At 50.2% G+C, this 16,059-nt stretch carries 18 protein-coding genes; 10 read left to right on the forward strand and 8 right to left on the reverse strand.

Going from position 1 to position 16,059, the window contains the following annotated elements:
* Nucleotides 1-30 precede the first annotated feature (30 nt).
* Nucleotides 31-414, forward strand: a complete 384-nt coding sequence (locus A4Z71_RS06430) for a hypothetical protein (RefSeq protein ID WP_202816204.1) — start codon at nucleotides 31-33, stop codon at nucleotides 412-414.
* 27 nt (nucleotides 415-441) lie between these two features.
* A complete protein-coding gene (locus tag A4Z71_RS06435; protein WP_070955073.1) occupies nucleotides 442-1,080 on the forward strand; it encodes a Pr6Pr family membrane protein in 639 nt (212 codons plus the stop codon).
* On the opposite strand, the gene A4Z71_RS06440 is transcribed toward A4Z71_RS06435, so the two are convergent.
* Entirely contained in the window at nucleotides 1,042-2,232 is a 1,191-nt protein-coding gene (locus A4Z71_RS06440; protein WP_070955074.1) for an FAD-binding domain-containing protein, read from the reverse strand. The two genes, A4Z71_RS06435 and A4Z71_RS06440, sit on opposite strands and share 39 nt — an antisense overlap.
* Nucleotides 2,233-2,258: 26 nt before the next feature.
* Nucleotides 2,259-3,002: a DUF429 domain-containing protein gene (locus tag A4Z71_RS06445; protein WP_070955075.1), complete on the reverse strand. Its 744-nt coding sequence runs from the start codon at nucleotides 3,000-3,002 to the stop codon at nucleotides 2,259-2,261.
* A gap of 79 nt (nucleotides 3,003-3,081) precedes the next feature.
* Between A4Z71_RS06445 and A4Z71_RS06450 the strand changes: the two genes are divergently transcribed.
* Nucleotides 3,082-3,726 carry a DsbA family oxidoreductase gene (locus A4Z71_RS06450; protein WP_070955076.1) on the forward strand — a complete coding sequence of 215 codons (645 nt, stop codon included), beginning with the start codon at nucleotides 3,082-3,084 and terminating at the stop codon, nucleotides 3,724-3,726.
* Between the two features lie 16 nt (nucleotides 3,727-3,742).
* On the opposite strand, the gene A4Z71_RS06455 is transcribed toward A4Z71_RS06450, so the two are convergent.
* Nucleotides 3,743-4,084, reverse strand: a complete 342-nt coding sequence (locus A4Z71_RS06455) for a DUF2200 domain-containing protein (RefSeq protein ID WP_202816220.1) — start codon at nucleotides 4,082-4,084, stop codon at nucleotides 3,743-3,745.
* A 2-nt stretch (nucleotides 4,085-4,086) separates the two neighbouring features.
* Nucleotides 4,087-5,037, reverse strand: coding sequence for a Brp/Blh family beta-carotene 15,15'-dioxygenase (locus A4Z71_RS06460; protein WP_070955078.1), 951 nt, complete (start codon nucleotides 5,035-5,037; stop codon nucleotides 4,087-4,089).
* A 31-nt stretch (nucleotides 5,038-5,068) separates the two neighbouring features.
* Here A4Z71_RS06460 and A4Z71_RS06465 point away from each other — a divergent pair, with 31 nt between their 5' ends.
* The 7 genes from A4Z71_RS06465 to A4Z71_RS06490 all read left to right on the forward strand — a co-directional run bounded on the left by A4Z71_RS06465 (nucleotide 5,069) and on the right by A4Z71_RS06490 (nucleotide 11,642).
* Complete coding sequence (locus tag A4Z71_RS06465) at nucleotides 5,069-5,422, forward strand: lycopene cyclase domain-containing protein (RefSeq protein ID WP_202816205.1); 354 nt, start codon at nucleotides 5,069-5,071, stop codon at nucleotides 5,420-5,422.
* Complete coding sequence (locus A4Z71_RS06470; protein WP_202816206.1) at nucleotides 5,419-5,736, forward strand: lycopene cyclase domain-containing protein; 318 nt, start codon at nucleotides 5,419-5,421, stop codon at nucleotides 5,734-5,736. The genes A4Z71_RS06465 and A4Z71_RS06470 overlap by 4 nt, the downstream gene beginning before the upstream one ends.
* Before the next feature lie 83 nt (nucleotides 5,737-5,819).
* Nucleotides 5,820-6,479: a response regulator gene (locus A4Z71_RS06475; protein ID WP_070955079.1), complete on the forward strand. Its 660-nt coding sequence runs from the start codon at nucleotides 5,820-5,822 to the stop codon at nucleotides 6,477-6,479.
* 3 nt (nucleotides 6,480-6,482) lie between these two features.
* Nucleotides 6,483-7,574: a sensor histidine kinase gene (locus tag A4Z71_RS06480; RefSeq protein WP_070955080.1), complete on the forward strand. Its 1,092-nt coding sequence runs from the start codon at nucleotides 6,483-6,485 to the stop codon at nucleotides 7,572-7,574.
* A 116-nt stretch (nucleotides 7,575-7,690) separates the two neighbouring features.
* On the forward strand, nucleotides 7,691-10,279 hold the full coding sequence (locus A4Z71_RS06485; protein WP_070955081.1) for a fibronectin type III domain-containing protein: 2,589 nt from the start codon (nucleotides 7,691-7,693) through the stop codon (nucleotides 10,277-10,279).
* A 185-nt stretch (nucleotides 10,280-10,464) separates the two neighbouring features.
* The gene (locus A4Z71_RS06995; protein WP_145943928.1) at nucleotides 10,465-11,430 is read left to right on the forward strand and encodes a heparan-alpha-glucosaminide N-acetyltransferase domain-containing protein; all 966 of its coding nucleotides are present in this window, start codon (nucleotides 10,465-10,467) and stop codon (nucleotides 11,428-11,430) included.
* Nucleotides 11,427-11,642, forward strand: a complete 216-nt coding sequence (locus A4Z71_RS06490) for a helix-hairpin-helix domain-containing protein (protein ID WP_084028454.1) — start codon at nucleotides 11,427-11,429, stop codon at nucleotides 11,640-11,642. The genes A4Z71_RS06995 and A4Z71_RS06490 overlap by 4 nt, the downstream gene beginning before the upstream one ends.
* A 227-nt stretch (nucleotides 11,643-11,869) precedes the next feature.
* On the opposite strand, the gene A4Z71_RS06495 is transcribed toward A4Z71_RS06490, so the two are convergent.
* From A4Z71_RS06495 to hemE, 4 genes are read right to left on the reverse strand one after another with little or no spacing between them, the layout of a single operon-like run.
* Nucleotides 11,870-12,967 carry a ferrochelatase gene (locus tag A4Z71_RS06495; protein WP_070955082.1) on the reverse strand — a complete coding sequence of 366 codons (1,098 nt, stop codon included), beginning with the start codon at nucleotides 12,965-12,967 and terminating at the stop codon, nucleotides 11,870-11,872.
* On the reverse strand, nucleotides 12,967-13,650 hold the full coding sequence (hemQ, locus tag A4Z71_RS06500; RefSeq protein WP_070955083.1) for a hydrogen peroxide-dependent heme synthase: 684 nt from the start codon (nucleotides 13,648-13,650) through the stop codon (nucleotides 12,967-12,969). The genes A4Z71_RS06495 and hemQ overlap by 1 nt, the downstream gene beginning before the upstream one ends.
* Nucleotides 13,631-14,974, reverse strand: coding sequence for a protoporphyrinogen/coproporphyrinogen oxidase (locus tag A4Z71_RS06505; protein WP_070955084.1), 1,344 nt, complete (start codon nucleotides 14,972-14,974; stop codon nucleotides 13,631-13,633). Before A4Z71_RS06505 ends, hemQ begins: the two co-directional genes overlap by 20 nt.
* 4 nt (nucleotides 14,975-14,978) lie before the next feature.
* Nucleotides 14,979-16,058, reverse strand: coding sequence for a uroporphyrinogen decarboxylase (gene hemE / locus A4Z71_RS06510; protein WP_070955085.1), 1,080 nt, complete (start codon nucleotides 16,056-16,058; stop codon nucleotides 14,979-14,981).
* Nucleotide 16,059 lies beyond the last annotated feature (1 nt).

Genomic DNA, 16,059 nt, shown 5'->3' on the forward strand with positions numbered 1-16,059 from the left:
AATACAGTCAACGGTGACGAGGATGAATCAGTGAGCAGCTCAAAATCAATAAAGCGCACCCGAATGGTGTTGAAGACCGGTTCTCTAATCTTTGGGCTTAGCGCTCTACTACTGCTTGTTGCCCCAGCATTTTTTAACGAGCTACTTGGACTGGCGACCACGCCATCGCTGGAATGGGCCATGCGAATGATCGGCATAACCCTGGTCGCCCTTGCCGGCAACATGTTTTCCGTGGCGAGCAGAGGCACCGACAAATCGGCCGATTTTTCGGGTTGGGTCATGCTGGTTTCCGCATTTGCGCTCGGGGTACTGACCCTGGTGATTCCGGCACAACTCACCTGGTTTTCAATCGGTTATGCACTAATCGGATTCGCTTTCTCACTGGCTTACCTTTGGGCCAAAATCAGTCGTTAGAAAATCACCGGAAAGTAAAGTGTGGCTATGAGTTTGATGAAGATTGTTTCGGTGTTGCGCCTCTTGGTTGCAGCCGCAGTTTTGGGCAGCATTGTTTGGCAAGTTACCGACCGCATTGCGAACAACGTTTTTAGACCTGATGAGTACTTCTCGTACTTCAGTATTCAAAGCTCGATTTTGGTGGGCGCGGTTTTGCTCTGGAGCGCCCACACCGCTTGGCACGGTATAGCCGAATCTAAATTCCACGTCATTGCTCGACTTAGCGTGACGGCCTACTACATCCTGGTTTCGCTGGCCTACAACCTACTGTTGCGCGGGGAACCAAACGATGTGCGCGATGGCGATTATGATTGGCCGGTTTTGCCGAATGAGATTATTCACGTCTGGGGGCCAATCGCGGTAGCCCTTGGTTGGCTGCTGATTCAGGGAGATATTCGACTAAAGATTCGGGCCGCATTTTGGGTAGCCGTTTACCCGCTGCTGTGGCTGGGTTTTTCGGTTGTGCGCGGCACCCTCACCGGCTGGTGGCCATACTGGTTTATTGACCCAACCGGAGACGGTGGCGTCTCTGGCATGCTCACCTACATCGGAGCAATTACTGTTTTCTTGATTGTTCTGGGAATGCTGCTACTTGCGCTCACCCGCATTGCGCCAAGAACTAAATGATTTAACCGACTTCGCATGCGGCTTTCTGAGCCACGGGTAAGGGTGCACCTCGGCCAGGTTTTCAAACTTTTTGAAACTTGGCACCGGGGCATAGGTAACTGCCACGTCGTTTTGGCGCGCGAAATCAACCGGATTACCTAGGTAAACCTGAAGGTCGCGACGCTGGGCCAAATCTTGCAAAGTCTCCAGGTAAAAATAAATTCGCTTCGACGAGAGCTGGAGTTTTTGTAGCGCGGGGCCGTTGAAAACAAATACAGCCGGCAAATCTGGATGCGCCGCCAGCGCCGGATCAGCATCGCCAAGCGAATCGATAGTTAGCAAAACCTGAGCTGGTTTGCGTTTGCTAATCACCTCGGTGGGTCCGGTGGTTTTGGCGACATCGGGATCGGCAAGCAGCAGCAGATCGGGTGTTTTTTCGCGAAGTTCGACTTCGGCAGGAAAATTCTCAATTGGGCAGTTTTTGGCGAGCGGGCAGCTTCGGCATAGTTGCGGGGCGCGTTTCTCTACTTGCCAACGAGCGAAACCGTAAGGTTTACCGGTGCCGGTTCCGACAGTCCATTGCCAGCCGAGCAAGTTGGCCGCACGCGATCCGTCTAGCAGTTCTCGGTACATTCGCTCTTGACCGTGCAACCAGCCCATTCCATTTCGCACAGTCCAATGCGAGGCGAGCCACATCCGCGTTTGGTTAACTAACCAGCCATCTTGAGTAAGTTCGTCGAGAACAAAATCGGTGCAGGCCAGACCCTCAGGCCAGCCATCGCCAGGCCTATCCCAGACTTGTTCAAATCGAAGATTTTGAAACAGTCGTGTGCCGATTCGGGCATACAGGTGACGGGCATATTCTTGCCACAGCAACTCGTCACGAAACTTTTCTCGATCTTGAAAATGGGCTTTTGAAACGTGATTCCAAACCCTCTGCAGGGATAGCAAATTGTGCCTAATGTAAGGCGACAAAACTGATGCACCGCGTTTATCAAGTGGCAAAACTTCAGAGCGATTCTTGGCATAGCCAGTGATGTCTAATTGAGCCAGCGCGGCATCGGCTGCGGTTTGACCGCCACTGATTGAACTGCGACCGCCACCCGAATGTAAGCCCTCAAAATGCCGCTTGACTAAATCTTCGGCCTCACCTTTTAGGTCTAGTTTGATCACCCTTAGCCCAACCGACTTTCAACCATTCAAAATTCCAACAACTGGGTGATTGGGTTTTTCGGTAGATGAATCCAGCCTTCAATTTTCGCAACCGCAACTTGGCTGGCACTGGGCGCAGTTGATTGCCCCATAGCTGATGCCCTGGCAGCTAACGAAGCAATTACAGCGTCAAAGGCATCACAGGACGAAACCATCATTTCGATGAAATTTGCCAGATCGAGGCCAGGCAAGTTTTGCTGCAACCTAGCAATGAGTTTTTGCCTAATCTGCGCCGAGGTTCGGTAGCCGGCAGTTTCAAACTGCCACAATCGAAGGCTCGCCCCCGGGTAGATTTCGACTATCTTGCCAAAACCAGCGCGATCGATATCTATGCCTTGCTCTTGTAGCTTCGAAAGCAGCCCAGCAGCCCGCATTGCTGTTAATCCAAGTCGATCAGTTGCCACGCTCAACGGCCACCGACCGGTAATTCTTCGGACTTCGCGATCTGATTCTCGAAAGCTAATCTGCCGTCGCCAATCAATGCCACCATCAATTATCGGTTTCGCCTCGACTAGCTGGGCGTATCTATTGAGAAACTCGATGAACTCTACTGGCCAGCCAAGCGCACAATCGATACCCAGTTTGTCCACTAGATTCGAAAGTTCAATCACTCGTGTATCGGCAACCCCTAACTCAAGACTTAGCAGCCTTGCGCTGTTAGGTTGCCAATCGATGACTGCCAAGGAAGTGGCAGCGGGTTGGGCGGCTAAATCTAGGCCGGCAGTTAGCATGGCTCAAGATTATCTTTTGCCTTGGGACGATTTTCACGGTTAGCGCAGTTGAAAGTGGCATACAGACAACGGATGTGAAATGCAAAAAATAAAAGTTGATGTCTGGTCAGACATCGCCTGCCCTTGGTGCTACATCGGAAAGCGAAAACTGGAAGCTGCTGTTGGCGAGTTTCAGGCGAGTGGCGGTGAAGTTGAAGTCGAATATCACAGCTTTTTGCTGAACCCCGACATGCCGGTCGACTACCAAGGGGGCCAGGCTGAATATCTTTCGAAACACAAAGGCTTACCGCTAGCCCAGGTTTCACAGATGAGCGAACGCATAACGCAGATTGCCGCATCGGTTGGTTTGAAATACGACTTTGAAAACCAAATCATGACCAACACGACAATGGCGCATCGACTGTTACACCTTGCCAAAGAACAGGGCTTACAGCACCAAATGAAAGAGCGCCTAATGGCTGCACACTTTGTTGAAGCAAAACACGTTGGCACAATCGAATCGCTGGCCGACCTTGCTGCCGAAGTTGGACTTAGTCGCGGCGATGTTGTCTCTGCCCTTGAATCAAACGCCTACCAGCAAGCCGTCGAAAATGACATCAGCGCTGCCAAAGACATGGGCATTACCGGTGTTCCGTTCTTTGTGATCAACCAAAAATACGGAATTTCAGGCGCGCAAGATTCAATGGTGCTACTGGATGCGTTCAAACAGGTAGCGGCTGAGTAAATTCGAAACTACAGATTTACCTGCGCAGAACCTTCTCTAAAGGCCTTCCCTTAGCAAGTTCGTCAACGAGTTTGTCGAGATAGCGGATTTTCTTCATTAAGGGATCAGCAATCTCTTCAATTCGAACACCGCAAATGACTCCGGTAATTCTTTCGGCCAAAGGGTTTATGTCAGCTGAATTAAAGAAGTCGGCAAAATTCGTTTTATTTGCCAGATGCGCGGCCAATTGTTTTTTATCAAACCCGGTCAGCCATTCAATAGCCTGATCGAGTTGAGCGACATCTCTACTTTTGCGTTCGAGTTTGGCGACATACAAGACGTAAACATCTGCAAAAGGTGTCGAGTAAATGCGATGCACCACTAGAGCCTCAGCGCTTTCAGGTCGAGTCGCAAAGTGAGCGCCATGTGGGGCACAGTAAGCGCCCAAATAACTACCAAAAGGTACCAAAGCAATTGTTGACTTAGGTCAAAGCCTCGACTTATGCCCAAAAATATAGTGAATGCCAAAACTGCTGCAAGTGCCGGGGCACCAGCCAAAACTGAAACGCCAAATGCATTCCAGCTTTTGTCTTTGCGGTGTTGCACCTGTGCTTTTTCAAATTCCAAACTTAGACGACCAGTGTGGCGAAGCGCATGCCAAAGTCCGAAGTAAAAAGCAAAAGCGACCAGTGGTGGGGCGCTCAAAACCAGAGTGAGTAAAAGTGCTAAATCAATTGCTTCTTGAATTCGCTGGGTAATCAACATCCAGATTATTGACGCGGCGGCAACCACAATCATCAAAGCAAAGAGAGCCGGCGCAAATGCCCCTGCCCAGTCGATTAATTTTGGGTTCACTGCGGCGAGCGCCTCGGTGCTTTGCTGCGAGACCAACGGAATTACCACCGGTGTAAAGCCGGACGCCACAATGTAAGCGGCCTTTGGAAACTTTTTGACACCCAGCTGGCGGGCATCCAATTCTGAGATAAAGGCCGCATCACCCAAACCAAAATGGATGGCGCTCATCAGAACCACTGCCTGAAAGCCAATCAAATTTGCACTCAGGATTGCCCAAATTGCTACACCAACAACACCGAGGTATGCGGTGAGAAAAAGAGCCATCTTCAGCGAAGCAAGTTTGGGAACGGTAATTAGATGATCAACTGCACCGTGCGGAATACCTATAGTTAGTGCAGCGAGGGCCAAGACAATCTGCAACTCGAGTGCGATGCCGCCAAATGGTAAAAAGACCAAAGCGACAACTACCCCGAACAGTATGCAGTAGCGTGAGATTGCTCTGAGGTTATTTAGCAGCTTGGTCTCAGAAAGTACCATGCTTTTGAGTCTAGACCTAAGGAGTTTTCAGTTGTTTGGTCACTGGTCTTACTTGGTGATGCTGGGCTTCGTTGTTGTCGCCTCTTTTTGGCTTGAATTTGCCTTCAGACTTCGAGTGCTTCGTGACCCAAAAAGGCTGCTAAAAACTTTGGTGCTAACCATTCCACTGTTCATCGCCTGGGATGCGTATGCGATTGCCAATGACCACTGGTTCTTTTCGAAAGAGCAAACCATCGGTATCTTTGGGCCATTCGGCATCCCTCTTGAAGAGTATTTATTTTTCATCGTCGTACCTATTGCCGGGCTGCTAACCCTCGAAGGCGTTAGTAACTTTTTGCCTACAGTGAAACGCTGGCTCAGATATTTGAAGAGGAATGAAGCGTGATTACCTACACTCTGCTTTCGGCAGTTGTTCTAATTGCAGTTTTTGTTTTTGGAGTAGCCGTTTTGAAAACCGAACTTTTCTCTTCGAGCAAATTCTGGATTGCTTATTCAATCGTGGTGTTCTTCCAGTTGCTAACGAACGGTTACCTGACCAGTCAAGAGATTGTGACCTACAATCCCGAGGTGATTACCGGCACGAGGATTGCCTTCGCACCAATTGAAGACTTATTTTTCGGGTTCGCCCTGGTAACGCTGACTATGTTCATCTGGGAACGAATTGGGTCAAGCAAAAAAGTTGACAAAGCTTCGAAATAAGCATCGCTGGCAAGCGTGTAACAGATGTTCGTGACTCAATGAACTTGTGTTCTGGCTGCTAAGTTCTTGATGAGGGAGGAAGCATGGCCAGGGGTTTGAGGATTCTCTATATCGAGAATGACGAAGCACTATTGGGCTTACTCGGCAACTCGCTCTCGGTGCATCCCGAAATTGAGATCTTGGCTAAAGCCAGTTCATCAAACCAAGCATTCAAAATAGCCGGAGAACAACAATTTGACGCAGCCCTTGTCGACATCTCTCTGGGGCCAGAGTCAATATCCGGTGTTGAATTAGCGATTCGACTTCGTGAAAGAAACGAACACCTGGGCATTGTTTTGCTCTCACAAAACATCACCAAAAACTACCTCAGCAATCTTCCCGGGCAGTTCGATTACGGTTGGGCAGCTATCCAAAAATCTGCAACGTTATCAATTGATTATTTGGTCGAGGTTTTGAAGGCGACGGCCAAAGGACTGACCGTATCTGACTCGAATACGCACATCGAAGCTTTGGAAAGTGACAACCTGAGTAGTAAATTGAGCACCCGACAGCGACAAGTAATTGGGCTAGCTGCCACCGGTCTTGATGCTACAGAAATTGCCAAACAACTCTCACTAGCGCCCGTGACGGTTCGCCAAGAATTATCAAAGTGCTACAAGATTTTGATCCCAAACCCTAAACCGGGCACCGACCTTAGAACCGCAGCGGTCTTGCGTTACCTACGAGAAACTCGCGAACTTTAGCCCATGAGTAAAATTTGGCCCGGCTTCAATTTGGCATTTCAATCGTGGCCAATTCGGCCAATGCCAACGGTAATTGTGCTAACCATTTTTCAAATTCTGGTGAATTTTGCGGTGTTGGCTGCAGCTGCTCGAGCCCAAGGAACAACCGTAAAATTAATTCAACTTTTAGTCACAGGGCCTTCAGTTCTGCTGGGTTTTATCTTCGGGCTAGTTGTTCTCAGTATTTTCAAACGTCTCACCGAGAAATTTCCTCAACAAAGCACTGCTCTGTATTGGCTGGGTGGTGCCTTTTTTGGTGCGGCAATGTCACTGGCGAGAATACTTTCAATCAGTGACCTAACTCCCGAGTATTGGAAAGACCCGGCGACGGCGGTTCGAGTTTTTATCGGTGCATCAATGCTTTTCCTAACGGTGCAAGTGAGCCTGGGTGTTTCTAATGCTCGACTGGCTGAACAGGTAGCAGTCGCGGAGGCAGCTAAGGCCTCTCTTGAGGTGCAGCGCGGAAAACTAATTTCGGCGCAGGAGGATGTTCGCCGCCAGATTGCCGATTTCCTGCATGATCGACTGCAATCTGATTTAGTTCTTTTGGGTATTCAGATGCAGCGGTTTATCGAAAAACTAAGTGACAAAGATCGCTCTGTGGCTCAGGCATACATTGAAGAAATAGAGCGCATTCGCCAGTTTGATGTGCGTAGTGTCTCAAAGCAATTAGCTCCCGAACTTACCGGCCCGTTTTTGCGACCGGCCCTAGAAGATTTGCTTTCCAGCTACTTGAATGTCATCGAGGTGCAACTGAAGCTAAGCGAGCACGGCAATCTGACCCCACAGTTGAAGTTGGCCTGCTACCGAATTGTCGAACAGGGCCTTTTGAACGCTGCGAAACACGCCGCCGCAGATCAGGTATCGATAACAGTGATTGAGAATTCGAACCAGCTTGAAATTCTGGTAAAAAATAATGGCGTTCTGCTCCAGCCAAATCCGGTGGCCGGGGCAGGGTTTGCGATTATCGAAGACTGGGTCGGCCAGTTTGATGGCACCTGGTCTCTTAGCAGTGCAGAGAATCAAACAGTTCTTGCGGTGACCCTGCGCTTTTAATTCAAAATGTTCGGATATACACATGTATGTCCGGACAATGAACAGTTGAATGCTCCAAACCAAATTTCCCCTGATTCTGCCTACCATTCGCCTAACCGAAGGTTTCGGATTTGCAGATGATTTCAGGGGTAGAGATGAAATTCAAGGCAATTATTACCGCTCTAGTTTTGGCTTTATTGCAAGCGCTGGTGCCGACTGCGGCAACTGCTAGTGCCCCACAACCGCCAGCCGGTCCGGTTTTTAATCAGGTTCAACTAAAAGTTTTGGCCGACAACGACTTCGCTGTTTTTATGGGTAACGACCAGGAGATTACCCGTCTCTTTTATCAAAACAACGTCGACTGGCCCAGCCAAGTAAACAACATTCAGACCCTGGATGTGTATCCGCTAGCCGGTGAGACTTTCATCTACATCATCCCGATGGGTGGTAACTCTCCCTTCTACACACAGGCAAGCGGAAACATGGGTGGAGAGGAAGACTGGAATGGTGTGCTCAACAACATCCCCCTACTTGACTACCCTGGGGGGCAAGTAGCAGTCGGTCGAAGTGTTAATGATGCCCGTGACATTTACCACTCTGGCTACCTGGTATTTCACAAACACTTTGCCAACTACGAAACTTCTGCAAATGCGATTGCTTCGGGAACATATTCTGTCTCACTAGCAGACGCGCAAGCAGCGAGCCAAAACTTGGTCTGGAGTGCGGCAACCAGAAACGATCATCCACTGATTCCAAACCCCAAACCCGCCTGTTCAGTCTCTTGCTCTGGCTCAAGATTCTCGCCTGCAATACCTGACGGAGCTTGGGATATCCCAGACGCGACAGCGGCCATGTTTAGGTATCCACTGACCAACGCCAACCTACCGGTCTCACCTGGAGACCGCTCAGTAACTGTCACCTGGAAGGATCCGGCGGCAGGCGGAGCAGTTGACAATTACCTAATTGAGTACAAAGAAACCAGTCAGCCCGACTCTTCTTATAAAGTTTTCGGCACCGTGCCTGGCACCTCAAGAACCTCAACAGTTACAGGTCTAACCAATGGAACCGCGTATACGTTGCGGGTTACCGCAAATAACAGCGCTGGCTCTGCCTCATCGTACGGTCGATCGGTGGTTCCTACTGGAACACCGGATCGGCCATCAAACCAAAGTTATGCTGCTGGTGACGGGTCGGTTTCAATCAATTTCAGTCCGCCAGAAAATGATGGCGGTGCCGCGGTAACCAACTACGCCTACACCATCAATGACGGGGTTACCTGGATCACCCGCAACCCAGCCTCAACGGCCTCACCAATCACCATTCCAGGATTAACAAATGGGGTTACCTATCAGGTGAAGCTGCGCGCGATTAATCCATTCGGTGCCGGATCGGCATCTTTGCCAATCACGGTAAAAGCAGGAATCGTTCAAGAGCGAACCCTCACCTACGAAGCGGGTACTTTAGCCCCGGTTACGGGCATGCCGTCTGGAGCAACGCTTACCGCCGGGGCGACATTCACCGTTCCCCCTGGTCCGGCCAGACATAACTTCACTTTCACCGGGTGGAAAGAGGGGAACACCTCGTATGCGCCCGGTGCCACTTACACCGTAGGTGCAACCAACCCAACTCTTACAGCTCAGTGGGTTCAAAACTCACTTCTTGGCGTCACGCCTGGAAGCAGATCGAAGGTGCTTACCTGGAATATTGTTGATGGTCAAAGTATTGACCTGACGGTGGCCGCTGGTAGTGACAACTCGGTTCGGATCCAAATTCCGCAAGGCGCATTGGCGGCCGGAACCGAGGTTATTTTCTGGCGTTTACTCGATGACCAATTGGCTAAATCAAAAATCGATAATCAGCGTGATTACTTCGTAAACCTTGCCGTAACCTGGTCAAAGGGCGACGATGTCAGTACGCCAAAAATAGTCGAAGATGCGAGCACGCCTATTGTTTTGACGCTAATGAACTCATCCATTGTTGCCGGCGCTACAGCTTGGCAAATTGTTGGTGATTCGGTTCGGGAAATTGGCAAGGCTGAGCGAGCCGGAGAACTGATACTTCGTTTCACCGAAGACCCGGTAATCACCGCCGCAAATGTGCCACCAACACCAACCTTCAGCGCCCCAGTGTCAACCGCTGATGGCTTTGAAGTAAACATCACAAACTATGATGCAAACGTGACATGGGAGACCCCCACTGTTTCAGCAGGAGCTGTGACGATCGTTAGCACAACTGGGTCTATTCGAAAGTTGTTAGTCACCGGGCTAGGCGATGGACAATCAGCAACCATCACGCAGCGCACTCTGCTGAGCGGCGTTTACCAAACTGGACGTGTAACCGGAGCGTCAATTTCTACTGCACCTCCGGCAACAAATAACGCAACTCCGGTTCCGGTTCCGGTTAGTGAACAAACTCCTGTGGTGAAAGCCAAAAAGACTTTGATAATCAATGGATTTGCCGGAGGCTCTTGGAAACTCACCAAGAGCGGCAAGCGTTTGCTTGATGCTTTACTGACCAAAAATGCCACGGCAATTTCCTGCGTGGGAAACACTATGGGTCCAACAGTGCTAAAGGTAGACCGTAATTTGGCAACAAGGCGAGCAACAGAAGTTTGCAACTATATTGCTGCCAGAGCTGGCGAGGCCGTTTCAATTAAGGCCGTTGGCAAAACTACAAAAGTGAATAGCAGCAAATACCGTCGAGTGCTGGTCAACCTCGTGTACTAGAAATCACACACTCGCGGAATTGAAAAGGCCCCCAATGTTGGGGGCCTTTTTCTTTCAAATAGACCAAGAGATTTTTACGTGCTCGATAGTTACCCTTAGAACCAAAGTGCCTGAGGCTAAAGTGAAGAAAAAGCAGATTGGTGAACCAGTTGAACGAGACAAGCGGTCCTTCCCACAAGACGCGTGTGGCAAGAACTGCATTGGCAGAGCGCAGCCTGTCAATCGACAGGTTCAGGGGGGTGCTGGTCATCATGATGGTGATCGGCGACTATCTCAGTGGCATCCAGTGGGTTCCAGCTTTTCTAAAACATGCGCCCGATGTCGGGTTTACGATTGCCGACACAGTCGCACCAGCGTTCGTTTTTGTGATCGGCTTGAATTACGGCACATCCTTTAATCGAAGATTCGCCCACGACCCAGTAGCTGCTTACCGGCATTTCATTGTGCGCTACCTCTCCCTGGTGGGCATTGGTGCAATCATCTCGATCGGTTCCCTAGTGGTGGGTGACACTCCAGGCTGGGGTGTCCTGCTCTCACTAGGTGTTGCAGGCCTAATCAATTTGATTTTTATCCGCATCCCCACTTGGGGCCGCTTAGTTATTGGCACAATCATGCTGATCGGCTATCAAATTCTCTTGGATGCGTCCATGTTGCAAAGTGTGCTGGAAGGATCACACGGTGGCCCGTTCGGTGCAATTTCGTGGGCCGCACTGTTGGTGCTTTCAACCGCGGTTGCTGACATTTGGCGCAAGGATCAAAAGCAATACCTTGTGGCAATCTCAACTTTGACTGTGGCGGCAATCGTTTCATCGGTTGTTGTTCCGGTAAGCAAACATCGAGTTTCGCTTAGTTTTGTTTTGCTCACTTTGGCAATCAGTGCAGCCGCATTACTAATTTCCGAATTGATCTCACAAAACTATCCGGACAAACGCGGTTTTCTATGCTGGTGGGGTGAGAACGCTCTTGCGCTCTACATTTTGCACCTTCTGATTCTTGCTGTCGTGGTCTTGCCACCAATTGACTGGTGGTATGTCAACGTGCCGTGGTCGGTTGCCCTTGCGCAACTGGTTGCGATTCTCACCTTCATGACACTGCTGGCAATCTGGATGAAGCGTTGGCGTCAAAATGCCAGATCGAGAAAAAGCCGATGATCGACTACGAAAAGTTCGACAGTGAGTGGCGCAAGATTGGGCTTAGCGGCCCCGCCAGAAGAGCACTAGTAGACGCCAAGCTTTATAAAGTTTCAGACCTGCGCAAAATTACTCTTGAAGAACTTCAATCGATGCATGGCTTAGGCAAATCTTCGATTGCTCGCATTCGGCAAATTATGGCTGCTAAGAAAATCAGTTTTCTTCGAAGTTAAATTTGTGCAAAGAAAAACCCGGCACTCTCAATTGAGAACCGGGGTTGGCGCGCTTGGAGGGAATCGAACCCCCAACCTTCTGATCCTCAGTTATGTTGTAATACCTCTATATAAAGCCTGAGTGGCAATGTGCCCCAGTATTTTATTAGTCAAGCCACCCTTTGCATATATGCCCATTTCCGTCCGTTTCCGTCCATTGAACGGAATATAAACGGAACCTTGAGGGTTTATCCAATAACAGGTAACTCCCTGCGCAGGTTTGGGCAGCAATTCATCGCACATTTGTCTGACCACGGGCCAAGTGCCGAAAGTGCAGCTTTTTCTCCACCCGCGAGGCGCTCAAGAACCAAATCTGCAATGCCATCGACGAACTCCGGAGCAACGCCTGAAGTTACAACACGAGCGAACTTTAGTTCGCGTTCATCCGCCGTTTCTTTGGCTTCGTTGTCGAGATCCCAAATAACCTCGACGTGGTCACTCACGAAACCAATTGGAACAACAATCACACCTTTTGCCCCAGCATCAGCAGCATCGTTAATTGCATCATTTACGTCTGGCTCAAGCCAAGGCACTGATGGCGAACCAGAACGTGACTGATAGACAAGCGACCAGTCTGGCAGGGTCTCGCCCAGCTTCAGTTCGACAATATTCATCGTCACCTCAGCAGCTGCTAAGTGTTGGGCCGCATAGGCACCGCCTTCTGCGTCGATTTTGGCAAACTCTTCTCGTCGAGATTCTGGGCCTGAAGTTGTGCCCATTGCAGTCGGGATTGAGTGTGTCGCAAACATAATCTTTATGTCTGAGGTGCCCAGGCCACTTTCGCGCATTTTGCGAATCTGGTCTGCAAGATCATCGGCAATTGGGGCGATGAATCCAGGGTGGTCGAAATAGTGACGAACTTTGTCAATGTTCAGTTTGCCGACCAAGCCAGTCTCTTCAAGCGCACCCGCAAGATTCTCTCGATACTGGCGGCAACCCGAATATGAGGAGTATGCGCTGGTGACCCAAGCAAGCACATTGCGGTGGCCGTCTTCATACATTTGTTTCACAACGTCAGCAAAAAACGGATGTGAATTTCTGTTGCCCCAATAAATCGGAACGTCGATTCCGCGCTTTGGAAAGTGCTCACGCATCGCAGCCAACAGAGCTCGGTTCTGTTCGTTGATTGGGCTCACTCCACCTAGAGCCAGATAGTGGTGCGAAACCTCTTCGAGTCTTTCGCGGGGCACGCCGCGACCGGCAGTGACTCGCTCAAGATATGGCATCACCTCTTCTGGCCCTTCTGGGCCACCGAAAGAGGTTAGGAGAATTGCGTCGTATGTCATTAGAAATCCTTAATTAGGTTTGCTGTGTCAATTAGTCGGCCGGTGAAAAATGGAAGTTCCTCGCGCACGTGCATGCGAGCTTTTGTATATCTAAGGTCGCGCATCATGTCGACGATTTCGTGAAGTTCGTTTGATTCGAGCGCCAAGAGCCATTCATAATCACCGAGGGCAAATGCCGCAACGGTGCTTGAGGTGATTCCCTCGTATTTGTGACCAGCCACTCCGTGCTCAATCAGCATTTCCCGTCGCTCTTGCTCTGGAATTAGATACCAGTCATATGAGCGAACAAACGGATACATGCAAAGCCACTTTTTAGGCTCTTTGCCAAGCATGAATCCGGGAACGTGCTGCCGATTGAACTCAGCTGGCCTGTGCAAACCCATTCCTGCCCAGTGAGACTTGAAGGCGGTGCCGAATTTCAGCTGGCTGAATTCTCGAAGTGCCTGTTGAACCAACTCAGCTTCACTGGCGTGCAGCCAAAGCAATAGTTCGCTGTCGCCCCTAAAGCCACGGATGTCATAGGCCCCGCGAAAGGTGATGTCTCTCTTCTCGAGACTTGCAAGCCAATCCTGGTATTCGTTGGCCGCCTGCTCACCCGCGTCGGGAGTTTCGATTAATTTGAATGCGCTCCAATTTGTATATCGAATCGTGTGGTTGATTGCGTCAAATTTTGACTGATTCATTGCCCATCCTCTCGTGGTGATCTCTGATGATGCCTAAAAGCCCGTTGCCGCTGATGAAGCTGCCGCACACCTCAACCCCGAGATTCTCCGCATGGGTCTGGAGTTGTGCTGAAAAGTTTTTGACTTCTTCGCTTGGTCGATAGAGTGCGCTCGGCCATCGGACAGTGCGCATCGATTTGAATCTGATGTCTGAGACGCCATAAATATCTGAGGCCTCGAGCCTCACACGTTCGAACAATTCCTCATCGGCCACGCCAATCGCCGATTCGCGTCGAGCCCTGCCGAGACTGAAGCGAATGAGATGTTCGTTGCTCGCCAAGTCGTTCGAAATCCATTTCCATTTTGCATTTAAGTGGGTTGTCGCCTTGGTCATATAGCCGCTGCTTGCGCTGACTAGGGCGCCGCTACCCAGTGGCAATCCATTTAATTGATTTGATTCAACCGAAGCGATGACGAGAGTCGAATCAACCTGAGCTTCGAGAGAATCGTCAGATGGCAATTTGAACAACTTTTGGGCAGCAACAAGTGATGTCGCCAAAGTGATTTTCTGATTTGAGAACTCATCGAGATCTGAGACCACTCGATCGAATTCGAAGTGAACGCCCATCTGTTTTAGGCGGTTGGTCATTTCTTCAACCAATCGGAAAACGCCGCCTTCATAACCGGCGACAGCCGAACCGGGCCTATCAACATTGCCGCGCAATGCAGAGGCAGCTTCAGTAAGCGAACCGGTTTCTTGAAAACTGGCAATCAGTGCCGGCAAGGTTGCACGAACATTGAGATCACGGGCTGAAGATCCGTGAATCCCAGCTATAACTGGGTCAACAAGCTTGTCAACAAATTCTGAACCCAGTCGCAGTTCTACCAATTGAGCTATGGTCATTGCCGCTAATTCATCTGACTTAGGCGGGCTCACTGAGTCTAGTTTTCTGGCGAGATCTAGTGCCGCTTTCGAGATTATTTCGTCCAATTCAACATCGTTCAATGAGGCTGGAATTCCGAAGTATCCGTGTGGAATTTTGTATTTTTGCTCGCTGGAATTCACAATTCGAGCATCATTTCTAGACGGATAGGCGACCTTGTCACCAACGCCCAGATCGTTGACGAGTCGCTCGAAGCCAGCACCCGCAATCGAAAAAGATTCGGCACCCGAGTCAACCTTGATCGATCCTTTGTTGATTGGCATTTCGACTTGCTGAATTAGCCCGCCGGCACTAGTTGCCGAATCAAAAACTGCGACTGTTTCACCGCGACCCACTGCACGAAAGGCGGCGAGCAAACCCGAGAACCCGGCACCGATTACAACGCGATCGAATTTATTCATGGAATCAAGATGTGTGAGCGTGAACAAATTCGACGATTTTTGTGAGCACTTCTGGGTTGGTTTCGGCTGGCACTCCGTGCCCGAGGTTCACAACGTGACCAATAGCAGATTCGCCATCCGCTATCACTTCACGAAGGTGCTGCTCAAGATCAATCCAATCGTCGGTCAATCTATCTGTGTCGATGTTCCCCTGAACTGCCACCTCGCCACCCAGAAGTTCGCTTGCCTCGGCTAGCGAAGTGGCGCTGTCCACGCCAATTACAGTCGCACCTACTTGATGCATGTCCTTCAGAATCGACTTAGTTCCAACACCAAAATGGATGCGCGGAACCGGCTGCCCGGTCGAGTCAACGAGCTGCTGAAGCTGGTCGAAAAGACGCTGGGAATATGGCATTGCGAACTCTCGGTATTCAGCTTCGGTCAGGCGGCCTGCCCAGCTATCAAATACTTGAAGGGCGCTCGCACCAGCCTCAACCTGCGCCACTATGAACTGCGCCGTTACGTCGGCACACCATTTCAAGATTCTTGCCCAGAGTTCGGGCTCGTTGCGCATCATGCTCCGAGACTTTGGCAAGTCTTTCGACGGGCCGCCTTCAATTAGGTAGGAGGCCAGCGTAAATGGCGCGCCGCCAAACGCAATAAGTGGCGTTTTGCCAAGTTCCGCGACTAGACGCTCTACAGATTTGACGATTGGCGAGAATGCCTCGACAGGAATTAGTCGGAGTTCCTCAACCTGAGCCTTGGTTGCAATTGGCCGAGTTATTACTGGACCAACGCCAGCTTTGATATCGACATCGATGCCAGCCAGTTTTAGCGGGATAACAATGTCAGAAAAGAAAATCGCTGCATCTACATTGTGGCGTCTCACCGGCTGCAAGGTAATTTCCACTACCAGGTCAGGATTTAGGCAGCTATCCAACATCGGGATTCCCTCACGGAGCTTGCGATACTCGGGCAGCGATCTGCCGGCCTGGCGCATAAACCAAATTGGCAGCGGTGATGTTCGGCGCCCACGAAGGTTTGAAATCAACGCCGAATTATCGGTCAGTCCAGCGTTCAATGGATGCAGAGGGCTTAGAGTCACG

This window comes from Candidatus Rhodoluna planktonica (assembly GCF_001854225.1).
Taxonomy (GTDB): Bacteria; Actinomycetota; Actinomycetes; order Actinomycetales; family Microbacteriaceae; genus Rhodoluna; species Rhodoluna planktonica.

Coding starts and splice junctions, on each gene's coding strand:
- A4Z71_RS06495 (WP_070955082.1), bottom strand. CDS start 12,967: ATGACATACGACGCAATTCTCCTAACCTCTTTCGGTGGCCCAGAAGGG.
- A4Z71_RS06435 (WP_070955073.1), top strand. CDS start 442: ATGAGTTTGATGAAGATTGTTTCGGTGTTGCGCCTCTTGGTTGCAGCC.
- A4Z71_RS06445 (WP_070955075.1), bottom strand. CDS start 3,002: ATGCTAACTGCCGGCCTAGATTTAGCCGCCCAACCCGCTGCCACTTCC.
- A4Z71_RS06505 (WP_070955084.1), bottom strand. CDS start 14,974: ATGAATAAATTCGATCGCGTTGTAATCGGTGCCGGGTTCTCGGGTTTG.
- A4Z71_RS06480 (WP_070955080.1), top strand. CDS start 6,483: ATGAGTAAAATTTGGCCCGGCTTCAATTTGGCATTTCAATCGTGGCCA.
- A4Z71_RS06490 (WP_084028454.1), top strand. CDS start 11,427: ATGATCGACTACGAAAAGTTCGACAGTGAGTGGCGCAAGATTGGGCTT.
- A4Z71_RS06460 (WP_070955078.1), bottom strand. CDS start 5,037: ATGGTACTTTCTGAGACCAAGCTGCTAAATAACCTCAGAGCAATCTCA.
- A4Z71_RS06475 (WP_070955079.1), top strand. CDS start 5,820: ATGGCCAGGGGTTTGAGGATTCTCTATATCGAGAATGACGAAGCACTA.
- A4Z71_RS06450 (WP_070955076.1), top strand. CDS start 3,082: ATGCAAAAAATAAAAGTTGATGTCTGGTCAGACATCGCCTGCCCTTGG.
- A4Z71_RS06485 (WP_070955081.1), top strand. CDS start 7,691: ATGATTTCAGGGGTAGAGATGAAATTCAAGGCAATTATTACCGCTCTA.
- hemQ (WP_070955083.1), bottom strand. CDS start 13,650: ATGAATCAGTCAAAATTTGACGCAATCAACCACACGATTCGATATACA.